14 protein-coding genes are annotated in these 15,756 nt (G+C 60.1%); all 14 read right to left on the minus strand.

The features are described from left to right. Positions 1-79: 79 nt before the first annotated feature. The 14 genes from lpdA to sdhD all read right to left on the minus strand — a co-directional run bounded on the left by lpdA (position 80) and on the right by sdhD (position 15,753). The gene (gene lpdA, locus CFBP4996_RS11970; RefSeq protein ID WP_065656960.1) at positions 80-1,486 is read right to left on the minus strand and encodes a dihydrolipoyl dehydrogenase; all 1,407 of its coding nucleotides are present in this window, start codon (positions 1,484-1,486) and stop codon (positions 80-82) included. Between the two features lie 67 nt (positions 1,487-1,553). Then, entirely contained in the window at positions 1,554-2,198 is a 645-nt protein-coding gene (locus CFBP4996_RS11975; RefSeq protein WP_121490289.1) for a LysE family translocator, read from the minus strand. Positions 2,199-2,208: 10 nt separating this feature from the next. Further along, entirely contained in the window at positions 2,209-2,619 is a 411-nt protein-coding gene (locus CFBP4996_RS11980; RefSeq protein WP_003523517.1) for an MAPEG family protein, read from the minus strand. 23 nt (positions 2,620-2,642) lie between these two features. Then, entirely contained in the window at positions 2,643-3,878 is a 1,236-nt protein-coding gene (gene odhB, locus CFBP4996_RS11985; RefSeq protein WP_080853031.1) for a 2-oxoglutarate dehydrogenase complex dihydrolipoyllysine-residue succinyltransferase, read from the minus strand. A 53-nt stretch (positions 3,879-3,931) separates the two neighbouring features. After that, positions 3,932-6,928 carry a 2-oxoglutarate dehydrogenase E1 component gene (locus tag CFBP4996_RS11990; protein ID WP_035263524.1) on the minus strand — a complete coding sequence of 999 codons (2,997 nt, stop codon included), beginning with the start codon at positions 6,926-6,928 and terminating at the stop codon, positions 3,932-3,934. Between the two features lie 178 nt (positions 6,929-7,106). Then, positions 7,107-8,009 (minus strand): succinate--CoA ligase subunit alpha, encoded by a 903-nt coding sequence (sucD, locus tag CFBP4996_RS11995; protein ID WP_003492390.1) that lies wholly within the window; start codon positions 8,007-8,009, stop codon positions 7,107-7,109. Between the two features lie 17 nt (positions 8,010-8,026). Further along, a complete protein-coding gene (sucC, locus tag CFBP4996_RS12000) occupies positions 8,027-9,220 on the minus strand; it encodes an ADP-forming succinate--CoA ligase subunit beta (protein WP_080853030.1) in 1,194 nt (397 codons plus the stop codon). 31 nt (positions 9,221-9,251) lie between these two features. Next, complete coding sequence (gene mdh / locus CFBP4996_RS12005) at positions 9,252-10,214, minus strand: malate dehydrogenase (protein ID WP_003523512.1); 963 nt, start codon at positions 10,212-10,214, stop codon at positions 9,252-9,254. A gap of 178 nt (positions 10,215-10,392) precedes the next feature. Then, positions 10,393-11,556: a cell division protein ZapE gene (gene zapE / locus CFBP4996_RS12010; protein ID WP_035263522.1), complete on the minus strand. Its 1,164-nt coding sequence runs from the start codon at positions 11,554-11,556 to the stop codon at positions 10,393-10,395. A gap of 92 nt (positions 11,557-11,648) precedes the next feature. Then, complete coding sequence (locus tag CFBP4996_RS12015) at positions 11,649-12,191, minus strand: protease inhibitor Inh/omp19 family protein (protein WP_080853029.1); 543 nt, start codon at positions 12,189-12,191, stop codon at positions 11,649-11,651. Between the two features lie 205 nt (positions 12,192-12,396). Then, positions 12,397-13,176, minus strand: coding sequence for a succinate dehydrogenase iron-sulfur subunit (locus CFBP4996_RS12020; RefSeq protein WP_003523509.1), 780 nt, complete (start codon positions 13,174-13,176; stop codon positions 12,397-12,399). A 9-nt stretch (positions 13,177-13,185) separates the two neighbouring features. Then, positions 13,186-13,521, minus strand: a complete 336-nt coding sequence (locus tag CFBP4996_RS12025) for a succinate dehydrogenase (protein ID WP_080853028.1) — start codon at positions 13,519-13,521, stop codon at positions 13,186-13,188. Positions 13,522-13,523: 2 nt separating this feature from the next. Further along, on the minus strand, positions 13,524-15,365 hold the full coding sequence (gene sdhA / locus CFBP4996_RS12030; protein WP_080853027.1) for a succinate dehydrogenase flavoprotein subunit: 1,842 nt from the start codon (positions 15,363-15,365) through the stop codon (positions 13,524-13,526). A 7-nt stretch (positions 15,366-15,372) separates the two neighbouring features. Beyond that, entirely contained in the window at positions 15,373-15,753 is a 381-nt protein-coding gene (gene sdhD, locus CFBP4996_RS12035; protein ID WP_020811956.1) for a succinate dehydrogenase, hydrophobic membrane anchor protein, read from the minus strand. Positions 15,754-15,756: the final 3 nt, after the last annotated feature.

Here is a 15,756-nt window from a genome sequence, read left to right on the forward strand (position 1 = left end):
AAAACCCCGGCCTGCATGGCAAGCCGGGGTTTGGCAGATGACTGAAATTTAATGTTGGAGCAGCGCGCTCCAACACCGATCACATGTGGATCGGCTTGAAGAAGGTAGCCAGCGCCGCTTCCTTCACGGCTTCCGACATGGTCGGATGCGCATGGCAGGTGCGGCCGAGATCTTCCGAGGAACCGCCGAATTCCATCAGTACGGTAATTTCGTGGATCATTTCGCCAGCGCCGAAGCCGACGATGTGACCGCCAAGAACCCGGTCGGTTTCCTTGTCGGCAAGGATCTTCACGAAACCATCCGTCACCTGCATGGCGCGGGCGCGGCCATTGGCGGTGAAGGGGAACTTGCCGACCTTGTAGGCGACGCCTGCGGCCTTCAGTTCTTCTTCGGTCTTGCCGACGGAAGCGATTTCAGGCTGCGTATAGACCACAGCCGGAATGACGTCGTAATTCACATGGCCGCGCTGGCCGGCGAGGATTTCCGCAAGCGCAACGCCCTCGTCTTCCGCCTTGTGCGCCAGCATCGGACCCTTCACCACGTCGCCGATCGCATAGATGCCGTCGACATTGGTCTTGTAGTGGCCGTCGATTTCAACGCGGCCGCGGCTGTCCAGCACGACGCCCGCTTCCGCAAGGCCGAGACCTTCGGTGTAGGGCTTGCGACCGGTGGAGATCAGCACGACGTTTGCTTCCAGCGTCTCGGCAGCGCCGCCCTTGACCGGCTCGAACACGACCTTTGCACCGGCGGCGGTCTTTTCAACAGCCGTCACCTTGGCGCCGAGCTTAAAATCGAGACCCTGTTTAGCCAGCAGACGCTGGGCCTGCTTGGAAACTTCGCCATCCATGCCGCCGAGAATATTGTCGAGATATTCGACGACAGTGACCTTCGCGCCGAGACGCGACCAGACCGAACCGAGCTCGAGGCCGATGACGCCGCCGCCGACGACGATGAGCTTTTCCGGAACCTTGGAAAGAGCGATCGCACCGGTAGAGGACACGATGACGCTTTCATCGATATCGACCTGAACGCCCGGAATGCCGGCAACATCCGAACCCGTGGCGATGACGATGTTCTTCGCTTCGATCTCCTGCGTCTCACCCTTGTCGTTGGTGACGGAAACCTTGCCGGCGGAAACCACCTTGCCCGTGCCCTGGAAGGCATCGATCTTGTTCTTCTTGAAGAGGAAGGAAACGCCGTCGACATTGGCCTTCACCACGCCGTCCTTGTGGCCCATCATCTTTTCAAGATTCAGCTTCGGCGCGGCGACTTCGATACCGAGCGAATCGACACCATGGGCGACATGGGCGAAGGTTTCGGACGCGTGCAGCAGCGCCTTGGAGGGGATGCAGCCGACATTGAGGCAGGTACCGCCATAGGTCGCGCGCTTTTCGATGACAGCGACCTTGAGGCCGAGCTGTGCCGCCTTGACCGCGCAAACATAACCGCCGGGGCCTGTGCCGATTACAACTACATCATATGCCATGTTCGTTTTCCTGATTGATGTCGGGCAAGATGCCGGATCATTGCCCTGCTTGCGTTTGACCTGAAACTCAGGCCGCTTTTTCCGTTGCGAGTTTTATACCGAGAGCGATGAAGACCACACCGCTGGTGCGGTCGATCCATTGGCTGGCGCGCTGAAATGCGGCCCGCATGCGCGGCGTCGTCATGAACAGGCTGACACCGACGAACCACAGGATAAGGCAGCTCGCCATGACAAGACCGTATCCGAACTTGATGGCGACCGGCGTGTGAGCGTGAACCACCGTCGAAAAGATCGACAGGAAGAAAAACACCGGCTTGGGATTGAGCGCATTGGCGGCAAAACCGAGCGTGAAAGCCTTAAGCGCCGTCTGGCTGCTTTTCGCCTGAACGCCTTCACCTTCAGCGGCGGCGGGTAATTCGGTCTTGCCGGCGCGCAGCGCCTTGATGCCGATATAGATCAGATAGGCGACGCCCAGCCATTTGACGATGTTGAAGAGATAGATCGACTGGGAGATGATGAGGCCAAGTCCGAGGATCGTATAGGTGACGTGGAACATCAAAGACGTCCCCACCCCGAAGCTGGTGATGATGGCCTGCTTGCGACCGTGCACCATGGCCTGGCGCATGACCATCGCGAGATCCGCGCCGGGCGAGACGATCGCAAAGGAGAAGATCGCCATCAGGGATGCAAGTTCGATGAGATATTGATGCATAGGCTCGACCTCAGATCAGCGCGACAAGCATGAGGACCAGACCGCCAAGGGACACGACCCAGGCGATCGACCGTACATAGGGGACGCCTGCCAGATAAAGCGGGATGTAGACGATGCGCGCCATGGTCCATATCCAGCCGCCCGTCAGCCCCCAGCCGGAAGCGTCACCGGCGATCGCAAGAGCGAGAGTGAGACCGACGAAAGCCGGATAGGTCTCGCGAAAATTATCCGAGGCGCGCTGCGCACGTCCAGCAAACACCCCTTTGAGGTCCTGCCGCGTATCGCGCGCGCCCGCATTCCAGGCAAGGCCGAGTTCCCGCGTCGCGGACATGGCCTGAAGGCAGATATGCAGGAGAAGAAGAATGACGCTGAGCGCCAGCAGGAACACGAAAGGTCCATTCCCGCCGGCCAGGTTTTCCATCCCTCTTCTCCCCTGTTTCAGTCTTAGAGATCGAGAACCAGACGTTCCGGATCTTCCAGGCTTTCCTTGACGCGAACGAGGAAGGTCACGGCTTCCTTGCCGTCAACGATACGGTGATCGTAGGAGAGCGCAAGATACATCATCGGACGGATGACGACCTGACCGCCGATGGCGACCGGACGCTCCTGGATCTTGTGCATGCCGAGAATGCCCGACTGCGGTGCATTGAGGATCGGCGAGGACATCAGCGAACCGTAGACACCGCCATTGGTGATGGTGAAGGTACCGCCCTGCATGTCGGCCATGCCGAGCGAACCGTCACGCGCTGCCTTGGCGAGGCGGCCAAGTTCCTTTTCGACACCGGCGATGGAGAGCTGGTCGGCATCGCGGATGACCGGAACGACGAGGCCCTTGTCGGTGCCGACGGCCATGCCGACGTGACAATAGTTCTTGTAGATGATGTCCGTGCCGTCGATTTCAGCGTTGACGGCCGGCAATTCCTTCAGCGCGTGGGTCACGGCCTTGGTGAAGAAGCCCATGAAGCCGAGCTTGACGCCATGCTTCTTCTCGAACACGTCCTTGTAGCGGTTGCGCAGGTCCATGACGGCGCTCATGTCCACCTCGTTATAGGTGGTCAGCATGGCGGCGGTGTTCTGCGCATCCTTCAGACGACGGGCGATGGTCTGGCGCAGGCGGGTCATCTTCACGCGCTCTTCGCGAACGGCATCCTGCTCGGCAGAAACCGGACGGGGAGCAGCAGCAACCGGAGCCGGCGCGGCGGCCGGTGCCGAAACGCCCTTGGCGACAGCGGCGAGAACGTCACCCTTCAGGACCTGGCCACGCTTGCCCGAACCGTCGACCTGATCGGCGGACAGGTTGTTTTCGGCAAGCAGCTTGCCGGCGGCAGGTGCGGGCGGCATGGAGCCGGTTGCCGGCGCGGCAACGGCGGCAGGTGCCGGTGCGGCAGCCGCAGCAGGCTTTGCCGGTTCTGCGGCAGGTGCAGAGGTCGCTGCACCGGCGGCACCTTCGGCGATCTGGCCGAGAAGCGCGTCGAGACCGACAGTCTCGCCGTTCTGCGCAACGATTTCAGTGAGAACGCCGGACGCAGGCGCCGGGACTTCGACGGTAACCTTGTCGGTTTCCAGTTCAACGAGCGGTTCGTCGGCCTTGACGGTATCGCCGACCTTCTTGAACCAGGTGCCGACGGTCGCTTCGCTTACGGATTCGCCGAGGGTTGGTACGCGGATTTCAGTGGCCATGATCTAGTTCCGTTATTCAGGTGTCTTTTTTGCGGGGCGGTGCGGGAGAGTTTTCACTCTCCCAGCGCGTCTTCCAGGAACGCAGCAAGCTGCGCCAGGTGCTTGGACATCAGGCCGGTCGCCGGAGAGGCGGCAGCCGGACGGCCCGTGTAACGGACCTTCTGGTACTTGGCGTCGATATGCGCCAGGACCCATTCCAGGTAGGGATCGATAAACGACCACGCACCCATGTTCTTCGGCTCTTCCTGGCACCAGACCATCTCCGCATTGCGGAAACGCGACAGCTCGTTGATGAGCGCCTTGGCCGGGAACGGGTAAAGCTGTTCGATACGCAGCAGGTAGATATCGTCGATACCGCGCTTTTCGCGTTCCTCGAGCAGATCGTAATAGACCTTGCCCGTGCACATGACGACGCGGCGGATCTTCGAATCCTTCTGCAGCTTGATCGGACCGTCCTTGATGACTTCAGCATCGTCCCACAGGAGACGGTGGAAGGAGGACTCGCCTGCAAGCTCGGCCAGCGAAGAGGTGGCGCGCTTGTGACGCAGCAGCGACTTCGGCGTCATCAGGATCAGCGGCTTGCGGAAGTCGCGCTTCACCTGGCGGCGCAGGATGTGGAAGTAGTTGGCCGGCGTCGTGCAGTTGGCAACCTGCATGTTGTCTTCGGCGCACATCTGCAGCCAGCGCTCCAGACGGGCGGACGAGTGTTCCGGGCCCTGACCTTCGTAACCATGCGGCAGAAGGCAGACGAGACCGGACATGCGCAGCCACTTGCGTTCACCCGAAGAGATGAACTGGTCGAACACCACCTGCGCGCCGTTGGCGAAGTCGCCGAACTGGGCTTCCCAAAGGGTCAGCGCGTTCGGGCGGGCCAGCGAGTAGCCATATTCGAAACCGAGAACGGCTTCTTCCGAAAGCATCGAGTTGATGACTTCGTAACGGGCCTGCGTCGGCGAAAGATTGGCAAGCGGAATATAACGTTCTTCGGTCTCCTGATCGTAGAGGACCGAGTGACGCTGCGAGAAGGTGCCGCGTTCGCAATCCTGACCGGAAAGACGAATCTTGTGGCCATCGGCAACGAGCGAACCGAACGCAAGCGCTTCCGCCATTGCCCAGTCGATGCCTTCGCCCGTCTCGACCATCTGCGAGCGGTTTTCCATGAAGCGCTGGATCGTGCGGTGGGCGCTGAAGCCTTCCGGAATGGTCGACAGCTTCTTGCCGATTTCCTTCAGCTGCTTCATCGGCACGCCGGTCTTGCCGCGACGCTGCTCATCGGCATTGTCGGCGGCGCGCAGACCCGACCACTGACCGTCCAGCCAGTCGGCCTTGTTGGGCTTGTAGGACTGGCCTGCCTCGAATTCCTGTTCCAGATGAGCGCGCCAGTCGGCCTTCATCTTCTCGAATTCGCCTTCGTTCATCAGGCCTTCCGCGATCAGGCGGTCGGCATAGATGCGCGCGACTGTCTTGTGACCACGGATAACCTTGTACATTTTCGGCTGCGTGAACGCCGGCTCATCGCCTTCGTTATGGCCGAAGCGGCGGTAGCAGAACATGTCGATGACGACAGGCTTGTGGAACTTCATGCGGTATTCGGTCGCAACCTTGGCCGCATAGGTAACCGCTTCCGGATCGTCGCCGTTAACGTGGAAGATCGGCGCTTCGATCATCTTGGCGACGTCGGACGGATAGGGCGACGAACGCGAGAACGCCGGGTTCGTCGTGAAGCCGATCTGGTTGTTGATGATGAAGTGCATGGTACCGGCAACGCGGTGACCGCGCAGACCGGAAAGGCCGAGAATTTCCGCAACAACGCCCTGGCCCGCGAAAGCAGCATCGCCGTGCAGCAGGAGCGGCAGCACCTTGGCGCGTTCCGACAGCGGAATGATGTCGCCGTCCCACACCTTGGCCAGCTGGTCCTGCTTGGCGCGGGCCTTGCCCATGACAACGGGGTTGACGATTTCAAGGTGCGAGGGGTTGGCCGTCAGCGACAGGTGAACCTTATTGCCGTCGAATTCGCGGTCGGAGGAGGCACCGAGATGGTACTTCACGTCGCCCGAACCTTCGACATCGTCAGGCTTGAACGAACCGCCCTTGAACTCGTGGAACACGGCGCGATGCGGCTTGCCCATCACGTTGGTCAGAACGTTCAGGCGACCGCGGTGGGCCATGCCGAGAACGACTTCTTCCAGACCTTCCTGGCCGCCGCGCTTGATGATCTGCTCCAGCGCAGGGATCAGCGATTCACCGCCATCGAGGCCGAAACGCTTGGTGCCCTTGAAACGCACGTCGAGGAACTGCTCGTAGCCTTCGGCCTCGACCAGCTTGGACAGAATGGCCTTCTTGCCTTCCGCCGTGAAGGCAACGCCCTTGTCCGGACCTTCGATGCGCTCCTGAATCCAGCCTTTTTCTTCCGGGCTGGACATGTGCATGAATTCGACGCCGATGGTGGAGCAGTAGGTGCGCTCCAGAATATCGATCATCTCACGCACGGTCGCATATTCGAGGCCGAGCACGTTATCGATGAAAATCTTGCGGTCGTAATCGCTTTCCTCGAAGCCGTAGGACTTCGGCGACAGCTCGTTGTAATCCTCAACCGCGACCGCGATGCCGAGCGGATCGAGCTTGGCATGAAGGTGGCCGCGCATGCGGTAGGCGCGGATCATCATGATGGCGCGAACGCTGTCACGGGTCGCCTGCAGAACTTCCGCCTGGCTGACCGGCTTGCCGGTGTCGGCGCTCTTGGCCTCGGCTTTCGCCTGAACCTTCTTCTCGATGGCCTTTTCGACCGTGGCCCAGTTGCCGTCGAGTGCGGATACCAGTTCGCCATTCGCCGGGATCGGCCAGTTGGCGCGCTTCCAGGAGGCGCCCTTGGCCGCCTTCTTCACGTCTTCCGGATTATCGGACAACGCCTTGAAGAAGCTCTGCCACTCCGGCGACACGGAAGAGGGGTCCTCTTCGTACCGGGCATAGAGCTGCTCGATATAGGCTGCATTCGCGCCGTCCAGAAACGACGTGATCTGAAACTGCTCGTTCGCTTCTTGCCTTGCCATTGTGTTCTTGCGGACTTATCCGTCCGCCTCCTCGATGCCGTTAGGGCCGTTCGCCGGCCTGCCGCTTTGATTATTGCTGTCTGCCGCCGGGGCGGTATGCCGTTCTGTCTGTCGTTCCTTGCGGCATCGGGCAGCGTGGCATTGAAGCCACGCCGCCCGTTACCGATGTCATGTGGTCTCAGCCCTTGAGGACTTCAACCAGCGTCTTGCCGAGGCGCGCCGGAGAGGGCGATACCTTGATACCGGCTGCTTCCATTGCCGCAATCTTGGACTCTGCGTCACCCTTGCCGCCGGAAACGACAGCGCCGGCGTGGCCCATGGTGCGGCCCTTCGGAGCCGTACGGCCTGCGATGAAGCCAGCCATCGGCTTCTTGCGGCCCTTCTTGGCTTCGTCGATCAGGAACTGCGCCGCATCTTCTTCAGCCGAGCCGCCGATTTCGCCGATCATGATGATCGACTGCGTGGCGTCGTCGGCGAGGAACATTTCCAGCACGTCGATGAACTCGGTGCCCTTGACCGGGTCGCCGCCGATGCCGACAGCCGTGGTCTGGCCGAGGCCTTCGTTGGAGGTCTGGAACACGGCTTCATAGGTGAGCGTGCCCGAACGCGAAACGATACCGACCGAACCCTTGCGGAAGATGGAGCCCGGCATGATGCCGATCTTGCATTCTTCCGGCGTCAGGATACCCGGGCAGTTCGGGCCGAGCAGGCGCGACTTGGAGCGGTCGAGGCGAGCCTTGACGCGAACCATGTCCATGACCGGGATACCTTCGGTGATGCAGGTGATAAACGGAATTTCCGCATCGATGGCTTCGATGATGGCGTCTGCTGCACCTGCCGGCGGAACGTAGATCACGGACGCGTCTGCGCCGGTCTTTTCCTTGGCTTCGGCAACAGTTGCGAAGATCGGCAGGCTTTCACCCTTGGAACCGGTCCAGGTTTCGCCGCCCTTCTTCGGGTGAATACCGCCAACCATCTGCGTGCCGTAATAGGCAAGCGCCTGTTCGGTGTGGAAGGTGCCGGTCTTGCCGGTCAGACCCTGAACGAGGATCTTCGTGTCTTTATTAACAAGAATAGACATTATTTCCGGTCCCTCAATTAGCCGTTGATCGCCGCGACGATCTTCTTGGCTGCGTCGTCCAGATCGTCAGCAGCCGTAATCGCAAGACCAGATTCGTTGAGAAGCTTCTTGCCAAGTTCGACGTTGGTGCCTTCGAGGCGAACGACGAGCGGAACCTGCAAACCGACTTCCTTCACCGCGGCGATTACGCCCTCGGCGATGACGTCGCACTTCATGATGCCGCCGAAGATGTTGACGAGGATGCCCTCGACCTTCGGGTCGGCCGTAATGATCTTGAAAGCTGCCGCAACCTTCTCCTTGCCGGCGCCGCCGCCGACGTCGCAGAAGTTAGCCGGCTCTTTGCCGTAAAGCTTGATGATATCCATCGTCGCCATGGCGAGACCGGCGCCGTTCACCATGCAGCCGATGTTGCCATCGAGGGCGACGTAAGCGAGGTCCCACTTGGAGGCTTCGATTTCCTTGGCGTCTTCTTCGGTCTCGTCGCGCAGCGCCTTGACGTCGTCGTGGCGGAACAGCGCATTGCCGTCGAAGGACATCTTGGCGTCGAGAACGCGCAGATGGCCATTTTCCATGACGATCAGCGGGTTGACCTCGAGGAGAGCCATGTCCTTCTCGTTGAAGGCCTTGTAAAGGATCGGGAAGAGCGCCTTGGCGTCTTCGGCTGCAACGCCGTCAAGCTCGAGAGCCTTGGAGATCGCAGCAACGTCGGCATCGCTCACACCCTTTTCCGGGTTGATGGCGATGGTGTGGATCTTTTCCGGCGTGTCGTGGGCGACAGCCTCGATGTCCATGCCGCCTTCCGTGGAAACCACGAACGCGACCTGGCCGACGGAACGGTCAACCAGCAGCGAGCAGTAGAGCTCGCGGGCAATGTCCGCGCCGTCTTCGATGTAGAGACGGTTGACCTGCTTGCCGGCTTCACCGGTCTGCGCCGTTACCAGCGTGTTGCCGAGCATGTCCTTGGCGTGGGAAACGACTTCGTCGATGGACTTCGCCAGACGAACGCCGCCCTTGGCGTCCGGGCCGAGTTCCTTGAACTTGCCCTTGCCGCGGCCGCCAGCGTGGATCTGGCTCTTGACGACGTAGAGCGGGCCGGGAAGCTGCTTGGCGGCAGCTTCGGCTTCTTCGACCTTGAGAATGGCGACGCCTTCAGCAACCGGCGCGCCGTAGCCCTTCAGAAGAGCCTTGGCCTGATATTCGTGAATATTCATGGAATAATCCCTGTTTGGAGCCGCTAGGCTATTACTTCAGCGACGGAGCGATGTTGACGCAGGCTTCGCAAAGACCAGCGACAGCGCCGACAGATTTCTGGAAGGCGGCTTCTTCTTCCTTGTTGAGTTCGATCTCAATGATGCGCTCGATACCGCCGGCACCGATGATGGTCGGCACGCCGACATACATGTCGTCGACGCCATACTGGCCCGAGAGGTGGGCAGCGGCGGGGAGAACGCGCTTCTTGTCCTTGAGGTAGGATTCAGCCATTTCGATTGCCGAAGCAGCCGGCGCGTAATAGGCCGAACCGGTCTTCAGCAGGCCGACGATTTCCGCGCCGCCGTCACGGGTGCGCTGGATGATCTGCTCAAGGCGCTCGGCGGTCAGCCAGCCCATCTTGACGAGATCGGTCAGCGGAACGCCGGCAACCGTGGAATAGCGTGCGAGCGGCACCATGGTGTCGCCGTGGCCGCCGAGAACGAAGGCGGTGACGTCTTCAACCGAAACGTTGAATTCTTCGGCGAGGAACAGGCGGAAACGGGCGCTGTCGAGAACGCCGGCCATGCCGACGACCTTGTTCTTGGGCAGGCCGGAGAACTTCTGCAGCGCCCAGACCATCGCGTCGAGCGGGTTGGTGATGCAGATGACGAAAGCGTTCGGGGCATATTTCTTGATGCCGGCGCCGACCTGCTCCATGACCTTGAGGTTGATGCCGAGAAGATCGTCGCGGCTCATGCCCGGCTTGCGGGCAACGCCAGCGGTGACGATGCAGACGTCAGCACCTTCGATGGCGGCGTAATCGGAAGCGCCGGTGAGCTTTGCATTGAAGCCTTCAACCGGGCCGGACTGGGCAATATCCAGACCCTTGCCCTGCGGGATGCCGTCGGCAATATCGAAGAGGACGATATCGCCCAGTTCCTTCAGGCTGGCGAGATGCGCCAGCGTGCCGCCGATCATGCCAGAACCAATAAGTGCAATTTTTTTGCGAGCCATCGAATGCTTCCTCTTGAGCTTCAATTCAATTTCACCGCGCCAAACCGGCAGCCAAATTGTCGCACTCCGATTAGCCCCATTGGCTAAAATTGGCAACAGATTCTTTTCTGGTGAATATTTTCAATCGTTTAGATCATTATTTTCTTACGTAAACGTAAGAAAATACGTCACGAAAGTGTCAAACTTTCTGGCGTTTTTCGTGGTGCAGCGCGAGATAATCCGCACTGCGCATTTCAAACAGGCGCGAGGCGGTGCGATCGAACTCGAAACCTTCGGTCCCCTTGCGCTTGCCGAGCAGGTCTTCCGGCATGGCGGCAGCGGAGGCAAAAAGCCGGACGCTGTGGTCGTAAAGCGCATCGATGAGGATGATGAAACGCTTGGTCTCGTTGCGCTTGTCCGCGTTCAAGAACGGGATATGGTCGATGAAGACCGTATCGAAACGATTGGCGATGGCAAGGAAGTCGGAAGCCCCAAGCGGCTTTTCGCAAAGATCGGAAAAGGAAAAACGGGCAACCCGGCCGCTGGCGCGCGGCACCAGAATGGAACGGCCCTTCATCGGTATCTCGGTCGGCGCAACGAGGTGACCGGCAATCATGTGCCGCCAGGCCATGTCCATCGCCTGATCCGCCGAACCGTCGAGCGGCGTGACATAGACGGGCAGGCTTTCCAGCTTCTCCATCCGGTAATCGGTGGGGCTATCCAGCGTCACCACCTCCACATGCTTTTTCAAGAGATCGACGAAGGGCAGGAACAGGCCGCGATTGAGACCGTCCTTGTAGAGATTGTCCGGCACGACGTTGGAGGTCGTCACCAATGTACAACCATTGGCGAACAGCTCGCTGAACAGCCGCGCAAGGATCATCGCATCGGCAATATCCGTGACGGTGAACTCGTCGAAGCACAGAAGCTCCGCTTCCGCCAGGAGCTGCGCCGCGACAGGCGGAATCGGATCTGCCTGTTTGGTTTCGCCATTCTTCAGCTTCTGCCGATGCGCATGCACGCGATTATGCACATCCGCCATGAACTCATGAAAATGGCAGCGCCGTTTGGAGGAAACTGGCGCCATCTCGTAGAACATGTCCATCAGCATCGTCTTCCCGCGGCCGACGCTGCCATAGACATATAGTCCCTTGACGGCTGCCGCAGGTCCGGACTTGCGCGCAAACATCCAGCCGAGCGCACTCTTCTTCTTGGCGGGCTTGCGTGCCTTCAGATCGGCAAGGATACGGTCCAGATGCGCCGCCACACCAAGCTGGGCGGCATCGGCCTGCAAGGTGCCAGCTGCCGTCAATGCGTTGAGCTGTTCAACGACACTATGATTGTAATCAGGCAAGGGCTTCATGGATAAACGCCTCGGGCGCGGGCGCACAAAGGCACCCGCGACGAATGGACAGGCTTAGAGCGAAAAGAGCGTTCCGGCTGCACCGGAAAGACTCATCGGCTGAGGCTGAGCGGCTGGCCGCTATTGGTTGTACCATCGAAGCGCGCATCGGCACTCTTGTAGACGCGGCCAATCGTGTCACCCGAACGGTTCTTGAAGAGAACCATCTTGCCGGACACTTCCCAGGACCCCATCGCCGTCAGCTCGCCGGAGCATCCACGCGTGCCACCACGCGAACCGCTGCCGAGGTTGGTGAGCGTCAGGAACATGTCGCAATTGGCGCCGCCATTGGAAACGCGCCAGTTGCCGACCATGGATTCCTTGGTAACGTCAAGTGCGGCTGCCGGCGGAGCGGCAGAAGCGACATTGGTTCCGCCAGGAGCGGCCGAGGCAGGTGCCGACGGGAACTGGCCGCCCGTGGCGCCACCGGGCGGCGGCAGAGCGCCGGACTGGACGGAGGGCACCGGCTGCGCCTGCAAAGGCGGCGTATAACCGGGATTGTTGCTGCCGTTGTTGTTGTAATCGTAGGAGGTACGTTGGCAACCGGCGAGAGTCATCACAACCGCAAGGCCCGTCACCACATATCTGAATTGCATATCAAGCTCCCGATTCTCTCGCTTCCGGAAAGATCATGATCAAACAAGAAGGCTGAATTATTACCAAAGCCTTATCTTGCGCAAGCGATGGCCGGGATAATTACCATTTCGGTCGATTTTTACCGAATTTTCCCACGCCGGGTTGTAAAAAGGGCCACGGTCGAGACCGCGGCCCGCTAAATTTTCTGTCGTCAGCGAATCGCCTTTAAACGCGGCGCTCGACCATCATCTTCTTGATTTCCGCGATGGCCTTGGCCGGGTTCAGACCCTTCGGGCAAGCCTGCGCGCAGTTCATGATGGTATGGCAGCGGTAAAGGCGGAACGGGTCCTCGAGATTGTCGAGACGCTCGCCGGTTGCCTCATCGCGGCTGTCGATCAGCCAGCGATAGGCCTGCAGCAGAACGGCCGGACCGAGATAACGGTCGCCATTCCACCAGTAGCTGGGACAGGAGGTGGAGCAGCAGGCGCAGAGAATGCACTCATAAAGACCGTCCAGCTTCAGGCGGTCCTCATGGCTCTGCTTCCACTCCTTGGCCGGCGTCGGCGAAACCGTCTTCAGCCAGGGTTCGATAGAACGATGCTGGGCGTAGAAGTTCGACAGATCGGGAACGAGGTCCTTCACGACGGGCATGTGCGGCAGCGGATAAACCTTTACCGTGCCGTTGATCTCTTCCATGCCCTTGGTGCAGGCGAGCGTGTTGGTGCCGTCGATGTTCATGGCGCAGGAGCCGCAGATGCCTTCGCGGCAGGAGCGGCGCAGCGTCAGCGTCGGGTCGATATTGTTCTTGATGTAGAGAAGCGCATCGAGAACCATCGGCCCGCAATCGTCGACATCGATATAATAGGTGTCGATGCGCGGGTTCTGGCCGTCATCCGGGTTCCAGCGATAGATGCGGTATTCGCGCACATTCTTCGCGCCGTCCGGCTTCGGCCAGACCTTGCCTTCGCTGATCTGGGAATTCTTGGGGAGAGCGAGTTCAACCATGATAAAATCCTAGTATGCCGACAGGAATTCGGACTTCACATAACCCTTGCAACCACCGAACAGCGCGTCGCTGGCTCGCACATAAGCGACCGAGCCTTCGCGCTTTATGACCTCGGCTTTTGTGCCAGGTCTGGCGACGCATTCCAAATTCTGCGCCGTAACCGGATTACCAACCGAGATACGGGCATTCATCGCTGCTTTGGCGGTTTTCCATACGCCGACGTCGTTGAAAACCGCAGCAGTATTCCCACCGGGAGCACGCAACTTGTAGCGCTCAGCAGCCACCGCAGGTGCGGCAGCCGCTAGAACACCAATCAAAAAAACAAGACCGATGCGCTTTCCCATGATCAATATACTCGCGCCTTCGGCTCGATCTTTTTGGGATCGATGCCGTCAGCGATGAGGTCGGTGTGAACAGGGCGGTAGTCGAGCTTGACGTCGCCTTCCGGACTGACCCAGGCAAGCGTGTGCTTGCGCCAGTTCACGTCGTCGCGACCGGCGAACGGACCGTCGACGAAATCCTCGCGGGCGTGCGAACCGCGGCTTTCCTTGCGCGCTTCCGCGCCATAGACCGTGGTGATCGCATTGGCCATGAGGTTGTGCAGCTCGAGCGTCTCGACCAGATCGGAGTTCCAGACCATCGAACGGTCGGTGACCTTGACGTCAGGCAGTTCCTTCCAAATGGCGGAAAGACGCTGGCAACCGCTTTCCAGCGATTCCTGCGTGCGGAACACGGCCGCATCGTCCTGCATGGCGCGCTGCATCTTGTCGCGCAGCACCGCCGTCGGCGTCGAGCCGTTGGCGTAACGCAGGCCGTTGAAGCGCTCCATAATCTTGTCGCAGGCAGCCGTATCGAGAGCGGGAACAGCCTCGTCACGATTGATGACCTGAGCGGCGCGGATCGCGGCTGCACGGCCGAAGACCACGAGGTCGATCAGCGAGTTGGAACCGAGGCGGTTGGCGCCGTGAACCGAGGCGCAACCCGCTTCGCCAACAGCCATCAGGCCGGGCGCGATACGTTCCGGGTTGTTGGCATCGGCATTCAGCACTTCACCCCAATAGTTGGTCGGAATACCGCCCATATTGTAGTGAACCGTCGGCAGGACCGGGATCGGCTCGCGGGTCACGTCGACACCGGCGAAAATCTTCGCGCTTTCGGAAATGCCCGGAAGACGCTCATGCAGGATCGCAGGATCGAGGTGATCGAGATGCAGGAAGATGTGGTCCTTGTTCTTGCCGACGCCGCGGCCTTCACGGATTTCCATCGTCATGCAGCGCGAGACAACGTCGCGCGAGGCAAGGTCTTTGGCGGAAGGCGCATAACGCTCCATGAAGCGTTCGCCCTCGGAGTTGACGAGATAACCGCCTTCGCCACGTGCACCTTCGGTGATCAGGCAGCCTGCGCCATAAATACCGGTCGGGTGGAATTGCACGAATTCCATGTCCTGAAGTGGCAGGCCAGCGCGGGCGATCATGCCGCCGCCGTCGCCGGTGCAGGTATGGGCCGAGGTCGCCGAGAAGTAGGCGCGGCCGTAACCGCCGGTCGCCAGAACCACCATCTTGGCGGCAAAGCGATGGATCGTGCCGTCATCGAGGTTCCAGGCGACGACGCCGGTGCAACGGCCATCGGGCGCCATAATGAGATCGAGCGCGAAATATTCGATGAAGAATTCCGCATTGTTGCGCAGCGACTGGCCATAAAGCGTGTGCAGAATGGCGTGGCCGGTACGGTCGGCGGCGGCGCAGGTGCGCTGCACCGGCGGGCCTTCGCCGTAATTCTGCATGTGACCGCCGAACGGGCGCTGGTAGATCTTGCCTTCTTCGTTGCGCGAGAAAGGCACGCCGTAATGTTCCAGCTCATAGACCGCCTTCGGCGCTTCCATGGCGAGATATTGCATCGCATCGACGTCGCCGAGCCAGTCGGAGCCCTTTACGGTGTCGTAAAGGTGCCACTGCCAACAGTCGGGCGTCATGTTGGTGAGCGATGCGGCAATGCCGCCCTGCGCCGCAACCGTGTGCGAGCGCGTCGGGAAAACCTTGGTGATGCAGGCCGTGCGGAAACCCTGTTCCGCCATGCCGAGCGTTGCGCGCAGACCCGCGCCGCCGGCGCCCACCACGATCACGTCATAGGAGTGATCGACATAGGTGTAAGCCTTGCCATTCTGGGAAGGTGAACTGATCGATGCCATGGCGGGATTATCCTGCGAATGCGATTTTCAGAATGGCGAAGATGCAAAGACCGCCAATGAGAACCGCGAAGAACATATTGAGCATCAGAAGAACGAGCTTCGAAACCTCGGCGTGAATGTAGTCTTCTATGATGACCTGCATGCCGAGCTTCATGTGGATGAGGCCGGAAACCAAAACCAGAGCCATGATGACCGCAACGAGCGGGTTCGACAGCGCCGCAACGACTTCAGGATAGGGCGCGCCGGCATATCTGATGAGGAAGACGACAAAGAAGATGAGCAACGGAACGTTGGCGACCGCAGTCACGCGCTGACGCCAGAAATGGTCGGTGCCTTCCTTGGCGGAGCCGAGGCCGCGAACCTTTCCGAGAGGTGTACGCATATCCATGAA

Source organism: Agrobacterium leguminum (genome assembly GCF_005144435.2).
GTDB classification, from domain to species: Bacteria; Pseudomonadota; Alphaproteobacteria; order Rhizobiales; family Rhizobiaceae; genus Agrobacterium; species Agrobacterium leguminum.